The following is an 18523-nucleotide window of genomic DNA, read 5'->3' on the forward strand; positions in this document are numbered from 1 at the left end:
GGGGGGGGGGGGGCCCCCGGGGGGGGGGGGGGCACACCACCGCGTCCCACTGGCCGCGGCCGCCCGAGCCGCAGTCAGCAGGGACTACCGAGCCCTTCCCCGCCGGCGAGCCCGATGGTCACGGTGATCGGTTCGCACCCGGCAAGCTCGAACTCGAGCTCGCCGGACCGGGCCGTCAACCTGGTGGCGTCGTCCTTGGTGATCTCCCAGCCGGCATCCCGCAGCGTCGTGCGGTAATGCGCGGCGGCGTTGCCGAAACCGACGTCCGGCAACAGTCCGCGGCACCCTTCCGTGCTGCTGTTGACCGCGCCGAAGCGTCCAGGGTGCGCGATCGTGTCGAAGGCGTCCTGGAACCGGGGCGGCCCGTCACCCGCGACCCGCTCCGCACCGCAGTCGGGCACCCGCGGCAGGCTGTCGTACCGGGCCGCCGCGGCCTGGGCCCCGGCCAGCGCGGCGCCGGCGAGGCTCAGCACGATCACGGCGGCGGCCGCGGCCCTGGTCCACGCCGAGCCGCGGTGGACGAACAGCGCGGCCACCGCCAGCGCGACCGCGAACAGCAGCGCGACCGCCCCGCCCGCGAGCCCGGCGAGCGCCCCGTCCAGCAGGGACCCGGTGGTGGGACCGTACTCGGTGAGGAAGACGTGGTTGGCGAGGGTGACCGCGGCACCGATCACGGCGGCCGCGCCGAGCATGGCCGCCGCAGCAATCCGTGTCCGCCCGTTCGTCATGCGCTCACGCTGCCCGATCCGGACCGGCCGCGCATCCGCCGTCCGTACGCGGCACCGGGGTCCAGCAGACGACAGCCCTGCGTACGCAAGGCGACAGCACATGTTGCGGGCATCGGATCCGTGCCGGTGAGGCGGCGCGGTCGATCGGCCGATCCCGACGACGGCTCGTCACCTCGGCGCTGCCACGCCTGCCCGGGACCGGTGGGTGCGGGGCGGCAAGCGGCTTCCGTTGACGACGTGGCCGTGCGTCCTGCTCACGCGGCAGGCGGGGCCGGCGTCGGAACGGGTTGCGCAGCGCGTCGGGTGAGCGCGACGAGCCCGCCCACCGCGGTGACGAGAAACGCCACCGCGCCCAGCGGCAAGGCCAGCATGAAGGGCCACCGCCAACCGACCGCCTGCGCCAGTAGCGTCGCCAGGACGGGTCCCAGGATCAGGGCGAGCACCACCAGGCCGGCGACGAGTGGCGTCACCCAGGTGCGGCGTACGCTGAGCTGCCTGACCAGCACGGCGGTGACACCCCAGGCCAGGCCGGCGCCGAATCCGGTCAGCGCGCGGCCGAGCAGCAGTGGTCCGCTCCCCGGGGCCAGTGCGGTCAGCAGCGCTCCGAGGACGAGCAGCACGGTCGCGGACAGCCCTACGACGGTGGGCCAGCCGCGTCCGAGGAGGGCGCCGACGCCTGCCGCCAGGATCGCGGGCAGCAGGTATGCCGCGAAGACCCATATGGTCGATGAGGCCGTCAGCTGCAGGTCGCCCTGGATCGCGGTCCATTCCGTCCCGATGGTGACGGTGAGCAGGAAGGCGCCCAGCGACGCGGCGAGTGCCGGCCCGATGAGCAGCCAGATGCGGACGTCCGGGTGGAGGGCTTGCGGGGGAGCCTGGTCGGCGGTGCCGGGGAGGGGTGCGGTCACCCGGTGAGCATACGGGCGAATTGCCACGCATTCCTGCCTCACCGCCGCCGGGCGGGGGTCCGCACATCGCGCCGCGGCCGCCCCGACCGGCGTGAGGAAGGCGTTGCGGCGCAGGCGGGGGCACCCGCGGTGCCGGTCAGTCGTCTGCGGTGACCGGATCGGACTGGGTGGCCCGGCGCCAGATCAGCCAGCCGAGGCCGAGCGCGAGCAGGATGATCGCGGCGATGCTGACGGGTCTGCCGTAGCGCTGGACCACATCCCAGCGTTCCGACAGATGCCAGCCCGCCGCGACGAAGGCCGCGTTCCACACCCCGGCGCCGAGCAGCGTCAGCAGGCTGAACTTCAGCAGCGGCATGCGTACCACGCCGGCGGGCAGCGAGACGAGGCTGCGCAGCACCGGCACGCAGCGGGCGACGGCGACGATCCAGGCTCCGTGGCGGTGGAAGAGGTCCTGCCCGCGCTCCACGTCGGCCGGGCTGGCGATGATGAACCAGCGCTGCCGGGCGAGCTGGTGCAGGCGGCGGTAGCCGAGCCTGGCCCCGAGGGCGTACAGCGCGAGGGCCCCCGCGAGCGAGCCGAGGGTCGCGGCGGCCCAGACGGCGAAGGGGTTCATCCGGCCGGAGTGCGCCTGGAAGCCGGCCAGCGGCAGGATCACCTCCGAGGGGATCGGCGGCAGCACCGTCTCCAGGGCGATCAGGACGCCGACGCCGACGACGCCGAAGCGTTCCATGACCGAGGTGATCCAGTCCTCCATCACGGCAGGATACCCGGACGCCCACCTGGTTATTCCCGCCCGCGGGGGGTCTGTCGCCGGTGGACGCGGGATCGCCCGGGCCGTGTGATCGCCCGCGGCCGGATCGGGTCTGCCAGGATGCGGAGCCGGGCTCGGCTACGCCGGTCCGGCCTGATGCCGCTGCTGAGCGGTGGGCCGGCTCAATGCGGGACGACGGCGGTGACGTCGATCTCGACGAGCATGCCGTCGAGCGCCAGGGCCGGCACCGGGATCAGCGTCCACGGCGGCTTCCGGTCGCCCCATACCCGCGCGAACTCGTCCCTGATGACTTCGAACTTCTCCTTGCGTGGTCGACGACGAGAAGGTTGAACTTCGCCACATCGGACATCTTGGCGCCCGCGGCGGCCAGCACGGTCTCGGTGTTGCGCAGGGCCTGCCGGAGCTGGGTGGCGAAGTCGTCCGACAGCGCCCCGTCCTCGGTCTCGCCGCCCTGCCCGGCGGGGAGGATCATCCTCCAGCCTGCCGGAAACACCGCCAGGTGCGAGTACGCGTTCGGCGCGGGATCGTAGAGGCCTTCGGGATTGACGAACGTGAGGCCCTTGATGTACTCGGGGCGGATCGGCTCCATCGCGTGTCCTCCTGCCGGTCTGCGCTGCTGCGACGGGACGGTCAGTCGGCGAGCTTGAGCTCGTCTCCGGTGTTGGAAACGAAGATCACCAGCAGTTTCGCGGGTTCGGTGCTGCTGGTGTTCTCCGTGAGCACGTGGTGGGCGCCCGGGGACTCGACCCAGTTCTCGCCCTCGCGGTACGTGCGCACCGGCTCGCCTTCGAGCTGGCTGCGCATGGTGCCGTCGAGCACGTAGGCGTAGACGAACGCCTCGCCGTGCCGGTGCGGGACCGCGCGGGCCGACGGCGGGAAGTCCACGATCGCCGAGCTGAACGTCTTGCCCTCGACGTTCGGCAGCGGCTGTTGCAGCAGAAGCCGCACCGTCTCCTCCGGCACCTGGCGCGCAGTCGCGACGGCGGGCGGCACGTGTTCGGCCGGACGCTCCGTCGTCGGTGCGGCCCAGGCGAGGGCCGCGGTCGCCAGCCCGGCCGCCAGCACACCGGACACACGCATCACGGTCATGGCCGGTCTCCTCTTCAGCCTGCGGCGACCCGGACGGAAGGGCGCAGGACGGCGGCGTGAGTTCGTGGCTTTCTGCAGCCGTCTGCCAGGCGAAGGCGCTCCGCACCGGCTCGTCGCGCGGTATCCGCGGCGGGACCATGAATGCCGGATCGCACCGAGATCCGTCAGATAGGAGCGTCGAGCGCCATCTCCACGACGTGTCCGTATCGCCAGAGCGAATGTGGCAGCTCTACCTGGTGCATTCTACCAACGGATCCTCGTAGAGCCGTTCCGCAGCGCCCTCGGCCGCGGCTCCGGCTGAGGGCGAGCGCCTGGGCACCAGCCGAGCACGCGAGCGGGTGCCGTGCCCACGCCCACCCGGTCAGGGTCCGATCGGTCGGGGTCCGCGCTGCGCATCGGGACCTGTGCTCGGGGTCGGGCCGGTCAGGCGGGGGAGCGCCAGCAGCGGGAACAGCGCCACCGACAGCAGGCCGGCGGCGACCAGCGCCACATAGTTCTCCGGCCGGATGACTCCGAGCTCGACGCCGACGGCACCGGCGACCACGGGGATGCCCAGCGAGGTCGCCTGCAGCAGGCCCGCGGCGACCACCTGGCCGGGCCGCTGCGCGAGCGGCCGGTACATCACCGCGGGGACGGCGCGGGCGAGCAGCAACGCCGCCAGGAAGAGGGGGACCCTGGCCCAGGTCGAGGGGTCGCCGAGGCTGCGGACGTCGAGCGCCATACCTGTCGAGACGTAGAAGAACGGCACGAACGCGCCGAAACCGATGGCCTGCAGCTTCATATGGAACATGGTGTGCGTCATCGCGCGGTCGCGGTCGAGCAGCTTCAACGTCGCTCCGGCCAGGAACGCGCCGAGGATCGCCTCGAGGCCGAACGTCGTGGCCAGCGCGACGAACATCATGAGCAGCGCCATCGCGCCCCGGACCCGGATCTGCGCGGTGGTGTCCTGCAGCGCCAGCAGCGCCTGGGAGATCCGCGAGGAGCGCTCGGCCCCGAGGATGAGCAGGCCGACGGCGACGATGAAGGCGAGGAACGCCGCCAGCAGCGTCAGCTGGGCCACCAGGCCGGGCGCGTCCTCGGAGAAGATCAGGGACAGCAGCACGATCGGGACGACCTCGGCGATGGACGCGCCGGCGACCACGACCTGGCCGAACGAGGTGCCGAGCTGCCCGGAGTCCTTCAGCACGGGCAGGATGACGCCGAGACTCGTCGCCGACAGGATCACCGCGATCAGCAAGGGCGAGCGCACCAGCCCGAGGGCGTCCAGGACGAGTCCCGTGGCGACCGCCAGGGCGAACGACAGCACGAACGCCGCCGAGGTCAGGCGCAGCGTACGGCCCCGCAGCCCGTCGAAGTCGATCTCCAGACCGGCCAGCAGCAGCAGGAAGCCCAGCCCGACGACCGACAGCACGCGGACGGGTGTGTCGACGTGGGCCCAGCCGAGCACCTGCGGGCCGATCACGATGCCCAGCAGGATCTCCAGCACGACCGCCGGCACGCGCAGCCGGGTCAGGCGCACCACCAGCGGGGCGAGCAGGGCGACGACGGCGACGACGGCGGCGGACGTCAGTGACAGTTCGGAAGACATCGCCTCCCCGCCCTGCATCGATCCTGCACCGGACACTGCGGGAGGGCTCGCGCCCTGCTGGTTCGCCGACCGGATCGGCCGCCGTCGCGTTCGTGTCGGAAGTCCGGTGGGCCGGCGCCGAGCACCGGGACCACGGGTTGATCTACGCGGTCCAACCTATCGCATCGGGCCTGCCCCGCCGGCCGGATCCACGGCGGTCGCGCGTCCGCGGCGGTGCGCCCCGACCAGGCATCTCGCGGGTGCCGGTCCGCAGCGAAAGGGGGAGATCCTCGCCGGGACCGGTCCGCCTTCCGGGTACGCCGGGCGCGGGAGCGGTCGGCCTTCGGGTACACCGGGTGACTGAACCGGCAGCGAGCGGGTATGGGTCCGTCATGAACCGACAGACGGTGATCTACAAGCCGATCGGCCTGGCCGGCGGCGCCCTGGCCGGGCTGGTCGCGGGTGCGGCGTTCAAGCAGTTGTGGCGGCTGGCCTCGGGTTCGCGGGAGGCGCCGCACGCCACCGACCCGACCAAGGGCTGGACCGAGATCCTGCTCGCTGCGGCGGTGCAGGGTGCCGTCTTCGGACTGGTCAAGGCCGCTGTCGACCGCGGCGGGGCACACGCCGTGAAGTCGCTGACCGGTCGCTGGCCCGACTGACCCCGGCCCCCGCGTGAAGGTGGAAGAGGATGAATCTGCGCTGTCACAGCATGATCACGGTGCCCGACGGTGTCTACGAGTTCCTGGCCGCCGTTCCGGACGGGCAGTATCAGCTGCCCCGGTGGGTCGCGTGCGACCTTCAGGAAGATCATCGCGAGGGACACGTCGGTTTCCTGCAGAGCATGGGCGAGGCCGAGGAGACGGCGTGGTGGTTGGCCTGGTCGGGCACGGCCGGCGAGCCCACGCTGATCCAGCTGCCGTACTGCTGCGAGGACTGCAGCACCGCGGACGCGTGCCTGCTGCCCGACGGTCACCCGGGGCGCCACAGCAGCCAGCTGATCACCGCGCTCGATCTGACGCCGGGCATGCGGCTGCCGGTCTATGAGCCCAGCCCCTCCCGGTGAGCTGAGCTTGTCATGGACGGGTGGACCGATGCCTGCATTGACCGACGGCGCTGCCCGGTCCATCGCCGGGATCGCCGGGTACGCCTGGGATATGTGGATCTCCGGCCACACGGCCGGTACGCGTAACCTGGGGCGGGTATGTGGTGGCGGCGTGCCGGATACGGGTGCGCTGCGGGAGGGGTGTCGCAGCCATGGCTGAGCAGGAGGCGATCGACCGACTGGAGCTGGGCGATCACGTCTGCTGGAGCTTCGATGACGACCAGCGGTTCCTGCGGTCGATGAGCAGGTACGTCATGGCGGGCCTGCGAGCCCGCCACAGGATCCTCTACTACGGTCACGCCTGGCCGGCCGAAGCGCTGCTGGCCGCGTTCGAGTCGCACGGGGTGCCGACCGGCGACGCAGTGGCGTCCGGGCAGCTCGTGGTGCGCAGCTCGACCGAGACCTACCTGCGCACCGGGGAGTTCGACGTCGCGTCGACGATCGACGCGTGGCCGCTGGAGGCACAGCGGGCCCGTGACGCAGGCTGGACCGGGCTCAGAGTGGTCGGCGACATGGCCTGGGCGGCCGGCCCCGGTGCGGCCCGCATCCCCGGATCCGAACGCCTGGTCGAGTACGAGGGGCAGGTCAACCAGGTGTTCGCCCACGCCGAAGCGATGGCCGTATGCCTGTACGACCGGCGGCTCTACACCTCGGCGGAGCTGGCCACCGTGGGTTCGGCCCACCCCGGCACCCTCCTCGACCGGGGGGCCGACGAATGGAGCCCGCTGCTGCGGATGCGCTACACCGACGATCCGCTCGGCGTGCGGCTGGCGGGGGAGTCCGACCTGTCCAACCGGGACGCCCTGCGCACGCTCCTGGCGGGCCTGGACCGCCGCCTGCCCGCCGACAAGGGCCGGCGACTGGTCATCGACGTTTCGGCGCTGACGTTCGTCGACGCCGCGGGTGCGCTGGCGCTGGCCGACGCGGTGCGCGGCGGTTCGCGGGAGGCGGTGCTGACCGGCTGCTCCCCGGCGCTGCGACGGTTGCTGGACATGGTCGCCCCGGGGATCCCGCACTCGGCGGTGGCGAACTGATGCACCGGTCCGCACTGCCCGCACCGCGGCAGCTCACCCATGATGCCGTGTTCTATACCGGCGAGCGCGAGTTCGTCGGCGCCCTGGCGCCCTTCGTCGAGGAGGGCCTGGCCGACGGCGACGCCGTCATCGTCGCGGTCCCCGCACCCCACACCGCGCTGCTGCGCACCGCCCTGGGCGGCGCGGGCCGGCGGGTGACGTACATCGACCGTGACGAGTGTTATCGGCGGCCGGCCGCCACGATCGCGGGATGGCAGCGGCTGCTCGGCGAAGCGCGCGGCAGCGGCCACCGGCATGTGCGCGTCATCGGCGAGGTCGCGTTCGGCGTCCCGGGCCGGCACCAGAGCTGGACGCGGTACGAGGCGGCGCTCAACGAGCTGTTCGCCGGGGAACCGGCCTGGATCGTCTGCCCGTACGACACGGCGGCGCACACCCCGGCGGTGCTCGCCGACGCCAGGCGGACGCACCAGGCGGTGTTCGACCCGGTCCGGCGCCCCAGCGACGCCTACGTCGCGCCGCGGCAGCTGCTGGCCGAGCTCGTCGAACCGGCGCCGGCCGTCGACGGGCCGCCGGCGGTCAGCATCGACCTGCGCGACGTCGCGAGCATCGGCGTCGCCCGCCATGGCGTGGCGGCCGCCGCGGCCGCGCACGGCGTCGGACTCCGCCGGATCGAGGATCTGCAGCTGGTGTGCAGCGAGCTCACCGCCAACAGCATCCGGCACGGGGCCGGGGCACGCCGGTTGCGGCTGTGGTTGGCCGCGGACTCGGTCATCGGGGAGGTGACCGACGAGGGCGGCGGTATCGGCGACCTCCTGGCCGGATACCAGGCGCCGCCGCAGGGCACGGCCGGCGGCTGGGGTCTGTGGATCAGCAGCCAGCTGTGCGAGGAGTTCAGCATCGCGCGCGACGGCGCGACCACGCGGGTGCGGTTCAGGATGGCCTTCTGAGCCGAAGGCAGGCCAAGCCCCGAACCGGATCGGCCGGTTCGGGGCGTGCCTCCGTCCGTGACGGCGCAGGGGTTACGGCACCAGGTCGAGCAGGCTCTGCAGCGATGCCTTGTGGACGTGCTTGATGACGTTGCGGGCACCGGTGTACTCGGCCGAGCCCGACTCGTAGTTCACGTAGACGACCGTGCCGACCCGGGACATGCCCTGGGTCATGCTCGGCGCGGAGAAACACTTGCCGGTCGCGTTCGCCCAGGTGTTGCCGTATCCGCGCTTGACGACGTAGATGTTGCTCAGATTGGTCCGGCCGTACGACGTGCTGAAGATGAAGTGGCTGTCGGTGACGATCACGCCCTGCGTCTTGGGTGGGACGGCGTAGGGGCCGCTCTTCTGCCAGAGCGTGCCGTCGGCGTTCACCCCGTACTCCCACATGGACTTCTGCGTGGTGTCGTCGAAGTTGCCCGCCCAGACCGTGCCGCCGGGACCGGCGGTCAGGAAGGAGTTGCCGTTGGTGTCCTGCTCGCCGGACTGCGCGAGGTAGGGGACTCCGGAGGTGGCCAGCGCGTTCTTGACGTTGTTGAGGCTGTAGTGGCGGATCTTGTCGCCGCCGCCCGCTACGAAGAGGTATCCGCTCGCAACCGCGATGCCGCCGGCGTGGGTGGCGTAGATGTCGAACTCGCCCGCGTCCACACCGTCCCAGGCCTGCGCGTTGATCCGCGCGTTGCCGCCGTCGGTGCGGTTCCAGTGGCTGGTGAGGTGGACCGACGTGTCACCGAGGTACGTGATGCCCTGCGGGACGTGCGTGCTGAGCAGCCGGAGATCGAAGCCCTGGCTGAACCGGTCGTTGTACATCTTCGAGGCGGCGGGGCCAGGGTAGAAGACCGACCCGCCGGTGGTGGTCGTGCAGCTGGGCGCGGCGTCGGCCGCGGACGGCGCGGCGACCGCGACGATGATCGCGGCTGCGGTGGCGGCCAGTGCTGTCGTGATTGCTGTGGTGTGCCTCATGGCGTCCCTTCGTGCCGATCGGACACGTCACGACACCATGGCCGCGCATTCGCGACATCCACCCTGGGTTGTGCTTCGGCGGTAAACCTGCACCGTAGCCGGATGGCCTGGTGGGTTGAAGGCGCTGCGCGCCAGACGTCCACGCGACGAGAATCCCGGGCGCGGCCACCGGCACGAACCTCAGCGAGCCGCGGGGGCTGGATGCGGTGTCACCGGATCCAGCCCCCGCGTATGTCGCCCGCCTGTCACCGGTCGGCGGTCGCGGCCGTGTCGGCCTGTTCGACCTGCTGGATGAGCTGCTTGAGGTGGGTGATCTCGTCGCGCAGCGCGGCCTGCCCGGCGGCGGTGAGCGTGACCCAGGTGCGTGGGCGCTTGTCCTCGTAGCCCTTCTCGATCTGGATGAGTTCCGCCTTCTCCAGGACCGTCAGGTGCTGCCCGAGGTTGCCGGCGGTCAGCTGCAGCGTGGCGCGCAGGAAGCCGAACTCCACCTGGCGGGCCTGGTGGGCGATGGCCAGGATGCCCAACCGCACTCGCTGGTGGACCACGTCGTCGAGGCCGTTGGTGGGGTGGTCGGTCATCACGCCCGGACCCCGGGTTGCGGCCGGAACACGGCGAAGACGGCAGCACCCAGCAGCAGCACCGCCGCCGGGACGAGCAGGTGCGGCAGGAAGAACCACGGCGAGGCCGAATGGATGACCTGGCTTCCCATGATCACGACGAGCGCCAGGAAGGCGAGGTCGTACGCCAGCAGCGCCCAGTGGCGTTCGACCCAGGCGAGCACCAGCAGCGCCAGCCCGATCACCGCGATGGGGCTGGCCAGCCCGTTGACCAGCCACCCGGCCGCCCCGACCTCGATCTCGGCCGGGTCGGTGGAGAAGGGGTCGGCGGGGACGGGCACCAGCGGGTGCAACGCCAGCCAGACCGACACGGCGGTCATCAGGACCGCCAGGGCGACGCCGACGACGACGTACGGCCGGATGGGGGTGCCCAGGCCGCGACGGCGGGACTGCCTGACGTAGAAGGCCGCGATGGCCACGTAGGCGAGCAGCAACGCGACGGTCCAGTAGCCGAGCTCGGCCGGGTTGGGCGCCGCGCAGACGGTGTGCCCCGGCCGGGATCGGCAGGTGCCGAACAGGTCGAGGTAGGGGGCGTACCGGTAGACCGGGATCGCGACCAGGGTGATCGTCGCGAAGACCAGCAGCGGGAACCAGGTGCCGCGCTGGGCGACCCGGACCTGGCGCGTCAGCTCACGCACGGTTGCCAGCAGCTCGTGCGGGTTGTCCGCCTGGGACACGGATTCGTGTGGCATGCAGTTAGCTTTGCATTACAGACCCGTCCGCGCAAGAGAGTGAACCCGAATGCGAGGACTGGCCGGGGCGGTTCCAGCCGTTTGGTGGGTAAAGGTGTGGGTACTTCTCGGGCCTGTCCTCGAGGGGGTGTACGCGATGAGCAAAGTGCACGCTGCGCTGATCTCCGAACACGCCAGCCCACTGGCCGCGCTGGGCGGAGTCGACGCGGGTGGACAGAACGTGCACGTCGCCCAGCTGGCGGCGGCCCTGTCCCGCCAGGGTCATCAGGTCCGGGTCTACACCCGGCGGGACCGGCCCGACGCCGAACCCGTGGTGACCGTGCCCGACGGGTACACCGTGGAGCACGTGCCGGTAGGCCCGCCCGAGGAGATCCCCAAGGACGACCTGCTGCCCTACATGGGCGCGTTCGCGGACTGGCTGGTGCGCTCCTGGCAGCGCTCCGGGTTCGACCCGGACGTCGTGCACGCCCACTTCTGGATGAGCGGCCTGGCCGCCATGGACGCGGCCCGCCGTCACGACCGGCCGTACGTCGTCACCTACCACGCCCTCGGCGCGGTCAAGCGGCGCATGCAGGGGGCGGGGGACACCAGCCCGCCGCGGCGCGTCGAGCTGGAGCGCGCGGTGGGCCACGCCGCCACCAGGATCATCGCGCAGTGCTCCGACGAGATCGCGGAGCTGCTGGGGTACGGGTTCCCCAAGGACAAGATCGACACGGTGCCGTCCGGCGTCGACACCGGCGTGTTCACCCCGGCCCCCGGCGGTGGGCCGCCGCACCGCTCGCCCCGGCGGGTGCTGAGCGTCGGCCGGCTGGTGCCGCGTAAGGGCTTCGCCGACCTCATCGCGGCCATGGCCCGGGTGCCCGGCGCCGAGCTGGTCATCGCCGGTGGTCCGCCGGCCGACCGGCTCGCCGAGGACGCCGAGGCACGGCGGCTGCGCGAGCTGGTGCGCCGGCTCGGTCTCGGCGACCGGGTGCGCCTGCTCGGCGGCGTGCCGCAGTCCCGGATGCCCGACCTGTACCGCTCCGCGGACGTGCTGGCGTGCACGCCTGACTACGAGCCGTTCGGCATCACGCCGCTGGAGGCGATGGCGTGCCAGGTGCCGGTCGTCGCGTACGCCGTCGGCGGCCTGTCCGACTCCGTCCGGGCCGGGCTCACCGGCGACCTCGTGGCGCCCCACGACGTCGATGGGCTGGCCGCGTGCCTGCGCGGCCTGCTCGACGACCCGTTGCGCCGGCTGCGGTACGGCCAGGCCGCCGGTGCCATCGCCCGCGCCGGGTACACGTGGCCGCGCGTCGCCGAGCGGGTGGCCCAGGTCTACCGCCGCGCCATCGCCACCAACCGCGTCCACGCCGTGCCGGCTTCCACCCGGTACCTCTGACCGCCCAGGGGCGCACGACGGCACGTGCGCCGCCCACGGCTGCGTCGGGACGTCCCGTTCGCGTCAGGCCCTGCACGTTGGCGTGTCGGTTCACGGTCCGCGCCGCATCCGATGGCGAGGTGGCGGACGCGAGGAGCCATGCGGGGCGACAACTTCTGGGATGTCGAGACATCACAGAAGTTGTCGCCCCGCGGGCGGAAAGCCGAGCCGTCAGGGGGTGGCCGCGAGCGCCTGTGCGGCAGCGTCGAGGACATCGCCGGGCTGCAGGCTGAGCAGTTCCGCATAAGGCGTACCGGGCTCGCCAGGGCCGCCCGCGAACTCGGGCCGCCACAGCGCCTGATGTTGCGGGCGGTCCGGTGGTGGCCCCCACAGGTGCGGCCCCAGGCGGCCGAAGAGGACCACCGACGGGGTGCCGTAGGCCGTGGCCAGGTGCCCGACGCCGGTGTCGCCGCACACCACCAGCCGGGCGTGGGCGACCAGCGCGGCCAGCCCGGCGACGTCGGTGCCGCCCGCCACGGCGCGGGACGGCGGCAGCCCGGCCAGGTCGGCGACCTGCGCGGCCAGGCCCGCGTCGTCCGGCGAGCCCGTGATCAGCACGTGGTGGCCGGTCGTGTGCAGGGTGCGGGCCACGGCGGCGAACCGCTCGGGCGGCCACCGCCGGGCCGGCGACTTCGCGCCCGGATGCACCAGCGTGGCCCCGGCGGCGACCGGCGGTGGGCGGGACAGCGCGAGGTCGGCCGGGTCGGCGGGTGCGCCGTACCAGGCCACCAGCCGGCACCAGCGGGCGACCTCGTGCTCGTCGGCCCGCCACACCGGCCCGTGGGACCAGCCCGCTGCTTCGTTGCGGAACGCCCACAGCCGGCCGCCCAGCGGGGCCAGCAGCCGGTGCGACTGCGGCCCCCGCCCGTGCAGGTTGACGAGCAGCTGGTAGGCCGACCGGTCGGGTGGGCGGCCGTCGAGCCCGCCGACCGGGTCGAGGCCGTCGACGGCGCCCACCAGGTCCACCAGGCCGGCCAGCCACGCCGGTGCGGCCAGCGTGATCGTCGCGGCGGGGTGCGCCGCGCGCACTGCGCGCAACGCCGGCACGCCGGTGGCCAGGTCGCCGATGCCCAGTGCCCGCAGCACCAGCACGTCGCGGGTGTCGGCGGTCATCTCTGATCTCCCACCGCCGGACACGGCGCCGCCGGGCGACGGCGCGCCCGCGTGGACGCGGCTGCCCGGCGGCCTCCGGTCACGGGTACGAAGGCTCCCGGTCCGGGCAGAGGATCAGCTCCCGCACCGTGCAGCCGGGCGGCTGGCTCAGCGCGAACAGGACCGCGTTCGCCACGTACGCGGGATCGTTGAGGGCGGCGTCGGCACCGGGCCGGTACTGCTCGGTCCGTCCGTCGAAGAACGCCGTGCGCATCCCGCCCGGGATCAGCAGGGTCACGTCCACCTGCCCGGCCAGCTCCACGGTGAGCGCCCGGGTGAAGCCGACCACCCCGAACTTCGCCGCGCAGTACGCGGTCGCGTCGGACAGCGCCCGCAGGCCCAGCGTCGAGGCGACGGTGACGACGTGCCCGCCGCTGATCGGCAGGTGGGGCAGGGCCGCCCGGATGACCGCGGCGGTGCCCAGCAGGTCGATCTTTATCACCTGCTCCCAGTCGTCGGCGGGCACGTCGGCGAGCCGGCCCGGCCGGTCCCAGCCGGCGGCGGTGACCACGGCGTCGAAGCCGCCGGTCTGCTGCGCCAGCTCGGTGACGGCGGCGGTGACCGCGGCGGTGTCGGCGACGTCGGCGACGACGCCGTCGCCCTCGGCGGGCTGCCGGTCCAGCGTGTACGGCTTGCCGCCCGCATCGGCGATCGCGCGGACCACCGCGGCCCCCAGACCGCTCGCGCCGCCGCTGACCAGGACCCGGCCCGGGTTGGTGTTCATGGTGTGCTCCTTCGTCCGGCCTCGCCCGGGGCGACGTGCGCGGTCTGCCGGGCGCTGTGGATGAGTGCGGTGGTGGAGTGCCCGGCCAGGTAGGGCACGAGCACGCACTGCCCGCCCCAGTCCCTGATCCGCTCGGCCTCCGGCATCACGCCGACCGACGGGCGCTGGGCTGCCGGGTCCTGCAGGTTGTAGTCGCCGCCCTTGACCCACACGTCCGGGCGCAGCTGTTCCAGCAGCGGGATCGGGGTCGGCTCGTCGAACACCACCACCGCGTCGACGCAGCTGAGCGCGGCCAGCGTCTGCGCCCGGTCGTCCTGGCCGACCAGCGGGCGGCTGTCGCCCTTGAGCCCGCGTACGCTGCGGTCGGAGTTCAGGCAGACCACCAGGCAGTCGCCCAGCTCCCGGGCCGCCCGCAGGGTGGCCACGTGCCCGGCGTGCAGCAGGTCGAAGCAGCCGCCGGTCGCGACCACCCGGCCGCCCGAGGCGCGCACCCGTTCGACGACGGCGCGGGCGGCGTCCATGCCGAACCCGGCCGGGGTGGGCGGGCCGGCGGGACGCTGACGGTAGTGCTGGGCGCCGCCCGCGGACACGAACTGCGCCGCCGCCCCCACGGCGGCCTGCACGGCCTCGGACACCAGGGCGCCTTCGGCCAGCGCCGCCGTGGCGGTGCCGGCGAACCGGTCCCCGGCGCCGCAGGTGTCGCCGTCGGCGACCAGCGGCGGCGCGACGACCAGCGGGACCGGGCTGCCGTCGGCGACCAGGGCGCCCCGCTCGCCGAGCGTCACCGCCACCGCGCCGGCGCACCACACGAGCCGCGCCCGCGCCGCCCGCCTGGCGACCGCCCCGAGCTGGTCGGCGTGCGCGACGGGCTGCCGGTCGGCGGGCAGCTCCCGCTCGTTGGGCGTCAGCAGCCGCATGCCGCGGACCGGCCCGGGGCCGCGCGGGTGCGGATCCCAGACGACGGGGCGGCTCGCGGCGACCGTGGCCAGCACGCGGCGCAGCTGGTTGCCCGCGGTGACGCCCCGGCCGTAATCGGCGACCAGGATGCCGCCGGCCTGGCTCAGCGCCACCAGCGCCGCCGCGTCGGGCTCGCCGACGGGCCCGGACACCGAGGAACGGTCCAGCCGCAGCACCACCTGGCGCCCGCTCAGCAGCCGGATCTTCTCCGGCGTGGGGCCGGCGTAGGGCAGGGAGATGACGCCCACGCCGTGCTCGTCGAGCAGGCCGTGCAGCCGGCGCCCGGCGTCGTCGTCGCCGATCGCGGTGAGCAGCCACACGTGATGTCCGCTCAGCGCGAGCAGGGTCGCCGCCAGCGCGGCGCCGCCCGGGCGGGGCGTGGCGTCGCCCTCCTCGAACACGGGCACGGGGGCGTCGGGGCACACCCGGTCCACGTTGCCCGCGACGTCGAGGTCGAGCAGCGAGTCGCCGACGACCAGCAGGGTGGGCGCGCTCATCGCGGGGCTCCGGTGACCAGCCGCAGCTCGACCTGCGGGGTGGGCGGGGCCTCGTGGGCGCGGGCCAGCGTCGCGTCGACGTACTCGCACAGCAGGTGGGCCGCGGCCAGCTGCAGCTCCTGCACGATCTGGGTGTCGCCGCTGGGGACGGCGACCGTTTCGGTGCAGCGCTGGGCGAGCGGGTTGGGCAGGTCTCCGGTGAACGCCCAGGTGCGCATGCCGATGGCACGGCCGGTGTCGGCGGCTTCGAGCAGGTTCGGGCTGCGCCCGCTGGTGGAGATCAGCAGCAGCACGTCGCCGGGTGTGCCGTGCGCGCGGACCTGGCGGGCGAAGACGTGGCCGTAGCCGTAGTCGTTGGCGATCGCGGTCATCCCGCAGGTGTCGGCGGTCAGCGCGATCGCCGACAGCGGGACCCGGTCGGCGCGCAGCTTGCCGACGAACTCGGCGGCCAGGTGCTGGGCCTGCGCGGCGCTGCCGCCGTTGCCGGCGACCAGCAGCCGCCCGCCGCCCACCAGGGTGCGGGCCAGCAGCAGCCCCCAGCGGGCCAGCTTGCCCGCCTCCGGTTCGAAGGCTTCGGCGGTCTGCCGCAGCCGGCGCAGATGACTGCGGATCACCGTGCCGTCGACGGATGCGACATGCATGGCGTCACCTCCTTGAACAGCCGCTCCCAGGCGGCTAGGAACCGGTCGAGCCCGTATCGGGCCCGGACCGCTGCCTGGCCCCGCATCCCGACCTCGGCGGCGGTCCGGGGTTCCCGCATGAGCCAGCGCACGGCCTCGACCAGGGTGTCGACCCGGGTGGACAGCACGCCGGCCTGTGCCGGCACGGCCTCGACGGCCTCGGTGGTGGCGAGCGCGACCACCGGGATGCCGATCATCATGGCCTCCAGCAGGCTCAGGCCCAGCGACGTCCACCGCATCGGGTGCAGGTAGACGCGGCGGCGGGCCAGCTGGCGGTGCAGCTCGGCCTGCGGCGGGTCGTCGTAGAGCCCGGCCGTGGCCGGCAGGTGGCCGCGCAGCGCCTCGGCGCCGATGCCGAAGACGTCCACCCCGGCGACCTCGCAGAAGCGCGGCAGCAGGTCGGTTCCGGTGACCCGCCCGCGCCGCAGCGGTTCGTTGATCGCCACGCCCACGCGGTCGAGCTCGCCGGTGTACGCGGCGGCGGGCGGGCAGATGCCGTGCTCGATGACGGCGGTGCGGGTGCCGCCCGCGTTCCAGAACAGCTCGTTGAAGTGGCTGACGTGCACGAGGGTCAGGTCGTCGCGGTCGGCCATCGGGTGGCGGCTGTCGGGCACGTCCCCGCGCGGCGTGTTGTGCTCCACGTAGACGACCGGCACGTCGCGGCCGGGTGTGCGGCGCAGCCAGCGCGCGGCCAGCTGCCACTCCTCGGGCCGCTGCAGCACGACCAGGTCCACCTCGGCCTCGGCCAGCGCGTCCGGGGCGACCTCCACACAGGACGGCGGCCAGTCGTAGGTGCGGGCCCGGCCGCGGCCGTAGGGACCGCGGTCGCCGGTCGCCGGCACGAGGTAGGTGTGCGGCCCCTGCAGGAACGCGGTGGTCCAGGCGGCGTGCACGTGCCAGAGCAGGATCCTCATGACGGGTCCCGGGTGAGCAGGCCGACGGCGGCGAGCACCTCGTCCGGGCCGACCTCGGCCAGGCACGGGTGGCCGGGCAGGGTGCAGGTGAAGGCCCGGCTGTCGCGGCAGGGCGCGTCGGGGTCGCCCAGCCGCACGTGCCCGACGGCGTACGGGCCCCAGCGGGCGAACGGCACCGTAGGGGCGTACAGGCTGACCACGGGCGTGCCCACGGCGGCGGCGAGGTGGGCCGGGCCGGTGTTGCCGACGACCAGGCACCCGGAGCCGGCCAGCAGCCGGCCGAGCGCGGCCAAGTCGGTCTGCCCGCCCAGGTCGGTGGCGACGTCACCGGCGACCTCCGCGGTCAGCTCCGTCTCGGCGGGGCCGCCGGTGACCACGACGTCGTGGCCGGCGACTGCGAGCGCCCGCACGATCTCCACCGCCCGCTTGCGGGGTATGCCGCGCGCGGCCGCGCTGGCGCCGGGGTGCACGACGACGCGCTCGCCACGCCGCTCGGCAGCGGGGAGCACGGTGCGCAGCCTCCCGTCGTCGCCGTCCGGGGCCGGGTAGCCGGCGGCGGCGGCCAGGGACCGGGCGCGCTGGGCCTCCGGCAGGTCGTCGGGCACGTGGTGGCGTACGTCCAGCAGGGCGCCGGGGTAGTCGTCGCTGATCGCGCTGATCCGGCCGACCCCGGCCAGCCGCAGCAGCAGGGCCGTCGGCAGGGGGGACTGGTGGAACGAGGTGAACACGATCGCCTCGTCCACGCCGAGGTCGCGCACCGTCCGGACGAGACGTTCCACTGCGGACGGGTCGACCGGGGGCGGGTCGTGCTCGATCCAGGGGGTGCGCCATTCGAGCCGCCGTGTCACGCCGGGCAGCAGCGCCGCCGCGGCGCTGCCGAGCGGTCCGGTGAGCAGGGTGAGCGAGGCGGCGCGGGCGGCGACGGCGCGCAGTGCGGGCCCGGTCAGCAGCACGTCGCCGGCCGAGTCGGCGCGCACCGCGAGCACGTGGCGGGGTGCACCGTCGACCGTCGGCCCGGGCCGCAGCACATCCTGGCGGCCGAGGATCCAGTCCGCCGCCGCGGGCAGGTCGGCGGCGGTGTACGAGGCGGCGCGGATCTCCGTGGCGACCGTCCGCGCGGTGGGCACGAGCAGCCCGGTGGCACCGGCCGCGGCGGCGGCCCGCAGGTCGGTGCCGATGTCGCCGACGACGACGCAGCGGTGGGGCGCGACGCCCAGTTCGCGGGCGGCCCGCCGGACGAGGCCCGGGGCGGGTTTGCGGCAGCCGCAGCCGTCGTCGGGGGTGTGCGGGCACAGCTGCCAGGTGTCGAAGGGGCCGAGCAGCTGCTCGACGCGGGCGTTGACGGCCCGTGCCTGCGCCGGGGTGGTGTGGCCGAGGCCGATGGCGGACTGGTTGGAGACCACGCCGATCCGCAGCCCGGCGTCGCGCAGCCGGTCCAGCGCCTCGCGCGCGCCGGGCATCGGCACCACCCGGTCGGGGTCGGCGATGCGCGGCACGTCGGCGATCAGGGTGTCGTCCCGGTCGCAGAGCACGGCGTCGAAGAGCCTGTTTGCGCTGGTGACGGGCCTGGGATTGCTCACCGGTCGGCCGTACCCGCTCCGGTTGGCCCGAAACGTCTGACGCGTACCGATAAAACGGACTAACCGGTCCTGCTCCGGCCGGGCTGCCGCTCTGGTCGCCCGGGGCCGCGACCGGTGCGGCGGACGCGGCCGTCGAGGACGACT

General features: G+C 73.8%; 20 protein-coding genes. 5 read left to right on the forward strand and 15 right to left on the reverse strand.

The window, feature by feature from the left end; all coding sequences use genetic code 11:
- Positions 1 to 74: 74 nt before the first annotated feature.
- The 6 genes from AB0J67_RS31550 to AB0J67_RS31575 all read right to left on the reverse strand — a co-directional run bounded on the left by AB0J67_RS31550 (position 75) and on the right by AB0J67_RS31575 (position 5085).
- Complete coding sequence (locus AB0J67_RS31550) at positions 75 to 728, reverse strand: hypothetical protein (RefSeq protein WP_363487687.1); 654 nt, start codon at positions 726 to 728, stop codon at positions 75 to 77.
- A 254-nt stretch (positions 729 to 982) separates the two neighbouring features.
- Complete coding sequence (locus tag AB0J67_RS31555) at positions 983 to 1636, reverse strand: MFS transporter (RefSeq protein WP_363487689.1); 654 nt, start codon at positions 1634 to 1636, stop codon at positions 983 to 985.
- 136 nt (positions 1637 to 1772) lie between these two features.
- Complete coding sequence (locus AB0J67_RS31560) at positions 1773 to 2390, reverse strand: DedA family protein (RefSeq protein WP_363487691.1); 618 nt, start codon at positions 2388 to 2390, stop codon at positions 1773 to 1775.
- 250 nt (positions 2391 to 2640) lie between these two features.
- The gene (locus AB0J67_RS31565; protein ID WP_363487693.1) at positions 2641 to 2997 is read right to left on the reverse strand and encodes a RidA family protein; all 357 of its coding nucleotides are present in this window, start codon (positions 2995 to 2997) and stop codon (positions 2641 to 2643) included.
- A gap of 41 nt (positions 2998 to 3038) precedes the next feature.
- The gene (locus tag AB0J67_RS31570) at positions 3039 to 3497 is read right to left on the reverse strand and encodes a cupin domain-containing protein (RefSeq protein ID WP_363487695.1); all 459 of its coding nucleotides are present in this window, start codon (positions 3495 to 3497) and stop codon (positions 3039 to 3041) included.
- Positions 3498 to 3858: 361 nt separating this feature from the next.
- Positions 3859 to 5085: a cation:proton antiporter gene (locus tag AB0J67_RS31575; RefSeq protein WP_363487697.1), complete on the reverse strand. Its 1227-nt coding sequence runs from the start codon at positions 5083 to 5085 to the stop codon at positions 3859 to 3861.
- A 371-nt stretch (positions 5086 to 5456) separates the two neighbouring features.
- Here AB0J67_RS31575 and AB0J67_RS31580 point away from each other — a divergent pair, with 371 nt between their 5' ends.
- The 4 genes from AB0J67_RS31580 (at position 5457) to AB0J67_RS31595 (ending at position 8147) form a co-directional block, all read left to right on the forward strand.
- Positions 5457 to 5723: a DUF4235 domain-containing protein gene (locus AB0J67_RS31580; RefSeq protein ID WP_363487699.1), complete on the forward strand. Its 267-nt coding sequence runs from the start codon at positions 5457 to 5459 to the stop codon at positions 5721 to 5723.
- Positions 5724 to 5752: 29 nt separating this feature from the next.
- Positions 5753 to 6127, forward strand: a complete 375-nt coding sequence (locus tag AB0J67_RS31585; RefSeq protein WP_363487701.1) for a hypothetical protein — start codon at positions 5753 to 5755, stop codon at positions 6125 to 6127.
- Between the two features lie 191 nt (positions 6128 to 6318).
- The gene (locus AB0J67_RS31590) at positions 6319 to 7200 is read left to right on the forward strand and encodes an MEDS domain-containing protein (protein ID WP_363487703.1); all 882 of its coding nucleotides are present in this window, start codon (positions 6319 to 6321) and stop codon (positions 7198 to 7200) included.
- Positions 7200 to 8147: an anti-sigma factor RsbA family regulatory protein gene (locus tag AB0J67_RS31595; protein ID WP_363487705.1), complete on the forward strand. Its 948-nt coding sequence runs from the start codon at positions 7200 to 7202 to the stop codon at positions 8145 to 8147. The genes AB0J67_RS31590 and AB0J67_RS31595 overlap by 1 nt, the downstream gene beginning before the upstream one ends.
- 72 nt (positions 8148 to 8219) lie before the next feature.
- Here AB0J67_RS31595 and AB0J67_RS31600 read toward each other — a convergent pair whose 3' ends face one another.
- The 3 genes from AB0J67_RS31600 to AB0J67_RS31610 all read right to left on the reverse strand — a co-directional run bounded on the left by AB0J67_RS31600 (position 8220) and on the right by AB0J67_RS31610 (position 10458).
- A complete protein-coding gene (locus AB0J67_RS31600) occupies positions 8220 to 9149 on the reverse strand; it encodes a hypothetical protein (protein WP_363487707.1) in 930 nt (309 codons plus the stop codon).
- A gap of 245 nt (positions 9150 to 9394) precedes the next feature.
- On the reverse strand, positions 9395 to 9727 hold the full coding sequence (locus AB0J67_RS31605; RefSeq protein WP_363487709.1) for a transcriptional regulator: 333 nt from the start codon (positions 9725 to 9727) through the stop codon (positions 9395 to 9397).
- On the reverse strand, positions 9727 to 10458 hold the full coding sequence (locus AB0J67_RS31610; RefSeq protein WP_363487711.1) for a hypothetical protein: 732 nt from the start codon (positions 10456 to 10458) through the stop codon (positions 9727 to 9729). Before AB0J67_RS31610 ends, AB0J67_RS31605 begins: the two co-directional genes overlap by 1 nt.
- A 136-nt stretch (positions 10459 to 10594) precedes the next feature.
- On the opposite strand from AB0J67_RS31610, the gene AB0J67_RS31615 reads away from it, so the two are divergent.
- A complete protein-coding gene (locus AB0J67_RS31615; protein WP_363487713.1) occupies positions 10595 to 11836 on the forward strand; it encodes a glycosyltransferase in 1242 nt (413 codons plus the stop codon).
- Positions 11837 to 12046: 210 nt separating this feature from the next.
- On the opposite strand, the gene AB0J67_RS31620 is transcribed toward AB0J67_RS31615, so the two are convergent.
- The 6 genes from AB0J67_RS31620 to AB0J67_RS31645 form a co-directional block, all read right to left on the reverse strand.
- The gene (locus tag AB0J67_RS31620; RefSeq protein WP_363487715.1) at positions 12047 to 12988 is read right to left on the reverse strand and encodes a glycosyltransferase family 9 protein; all 942 of its coding nucleotides are present in this window, start codon (positions 12986 to 12988) and stop codon (positions 12047 to 12049) included.
- Between the two features lie 79 nt (positions 12989 to 13067).
- The gene (locus AB0J67_RS31625) at positions 13068 to 13751 is read right to left on the reverse strand and encodes an SDR family oxidoreductase (RefSeq protein ID WP_363487717.1); all 684 of its coding nucleotides are present in this window, start codon (positions 13749 to 13751) and stop codon (positions 13068 to 13070) included.
- The gene (locus AB0J67_RS31630) at positions 13748 to 15205 is read right to left on the reverse strand and encodes a PfkB family carbohydrate kinase (RefSeq protein ID WP_363487719.1); all 1458 of its coding nucleotides are present in this window, start codon (positions 15203 to 15205) and stop codon (positions 13748 to 13750) included. The genes AB0J67_RS31625 and AB0J67_RS31630 overlap by 4 nt, the downstream gene beginning before the upstream one ends.
- Positions 15202 to 15846, reverse strand: a complete 645-nt coding sequence (locus AB0J67_RS31635; protein WP_363487721.1) for an SIS domain-containing protein — start codon at positions 15844 to 15846, stop codon at positions 15202 to 15204. Before AB0J67_RS31635 ends, AB0J67_RS31630 begins: the two co-directional genes overlap by 4 nt.
- A complete protein-coding gene (locus tag AB0J67_RS31640; RefSeq protein ID WP_363487723.1) occupies positions 15816 to 16799 on the reverse strand; it encodes a glycosyltransferase in 984 nt (327 codons plus the stop codon). The genes AB0J67_RS31635 and AB0J67_RS31640 overlap by 31 nt, the downstream gene beginning before the upstream one ends.
- Positions 16796 to 18379: an HAD-IIIA family hydrolase gene (locus tag AB0J67_RS31645; protein WP_363487725.1), complete on the reverse strand. Its 1584-nt coding sequence runs from the start codon at positions 18377 to 18379 to the stop codon at positions 16796 to 16798. Before AB0J67_RS31645 ends, AB0J67_RS31640 begins: the two co-directional genes overlap by 4 nt.
- Positions 18380 to 18523: the final 144 nt, after the last annotated feature.

Origin of the sequence: Catellatospora sp. NPDC049609 (assembly GCF_040675365.1) — a bacterium.
Lineage (GTDB): Bacteria > Actinomycetota > Actinomycetes > Mycobacteriales > Micromonosporaceae > Catellatospora.

Coding starts and splice junctions, on each gene's coding strand:
- AB0J67_RS31550 (WP_363487687.1), bottom strand. CDS start 728: ATGACGAACGGGCGGACACGGATTGCTGCGGCGGCCATGCTCGGCGCG.
- AB0J67_RS31560 (WP_363487691.1), bottom strand. CDS start 2,390: ATGGAGGACTGGATCACCTCGGTCATGGAACGCTTCGGCGTCGTCGGC.
- AB0J67_RS31565 (WP_363487693.1), bottom strand. CDS start 2,997: ATGGAGCCGATCCGCCCCGAGTACATCAAGGGCCTCACGTTCGTCAAT.
- AB0J67_RS31570 (WP_363487695.1), bottom strand. CDS start 3,497: ATGACCGTGATGCGTGTGTCCGGTGTGCTGGCGGCCGGGCTGGCGACC.
- AB0J67_RS31575 (WP_363487697.1), bottom strand. CDS start 5,085: ATGTCTTCCGAACTGTCACTGACGTCCGCCGCCGTCGTCGCCGTCGTC.
- AB0J67_RS31580 (WP_363487699.1), top strand. CDS start 5,457: ATGAACCGACAGACGGTGATCTACAAGCCGATCGGCCTGGCCGGCGGC.
- AB0J67_RS31585 (WP_363487701.1), top strand. CDS start 5,753: ATGAATCTGCGCTGTCACAGCATGATCACGGTGCCCGACGGTGTCTAC.
- AB0J67_RS31590 (WP_363487703.1), top strand. CDS start 6,319: ATGGCTGAGCAGGAGGCGATCGACCGACTGGAGCTGGGCGATCACGTC.
- AB0J67_RS31595 (WP_363487705.1), top strand. CDS start 7,200: ATGCACCGGTCCGCACTGCCCGCACCGCGGCAGCTCACCCATGATGCC.
- AB0J67_RS31600 (WP_363487707.1), bottom strand. CDS start 9,149: ATGAGGCACACCACAGCAATCACGACAGCACTGGCCGCCACCGCAGCC.
- AB0J67_RS31605 (WP_363487709.1), bottom strand. CDS start 9,727: ATGACCGACCACCCCACCAACGGCCTCGACGACGTGGTCCACCAGCGA.
- AB0J67_RS31610 (WP_363487711.1), bottom strand. CDS start 10,458: ATGCCACACGAATCCGTGTCCCAGGCGGACAACCCGCACGAGCTGCTG.
- AB0J67_RS31615 (WP_363487713.1), top strand. CDS start 10,595: ATGAGCAAAGTGCACGCTGCGCTGATCTCCGAACACGCCAGCCCACTG.
- AB0J67_RS31620 (WP_363487715.1), bottom strand. CDS start 12,988: ATGACCGCCGACACCCGCGACGTGCTGGTGCTGCGGGCACTGGGCATC.
- AB0J67_RS31625 (WP_363487717.1), bottom strand. CDS start 13,751: ATGAACACCAACCCGGGCCGGGTCCTGGTCAGCGGCGGCGCGAGCGGT.
- AB0J67_RS31630 (WP_363487719.1), bottom strand. CDS start 15,205: ATGAGCGCGCCCACCCTGCTGGTCGTCGGCGACTCGCTGCTCGACCTC.
- AB0J67_RS31635 (WP_363487721.1), bottom strand. CDS start 15,846: ATGCATGTCGCATCCGTCGACGGCACGGTGATCCGCAGTCATCTGCGC.
- AB0J67_RS31640 (WP_363487723.1), bottom strand. CDS start 16,799: ATGAGGATCCTGCTCTGGCACGTGCACGCCGCCTGGACCACCGCGTTC.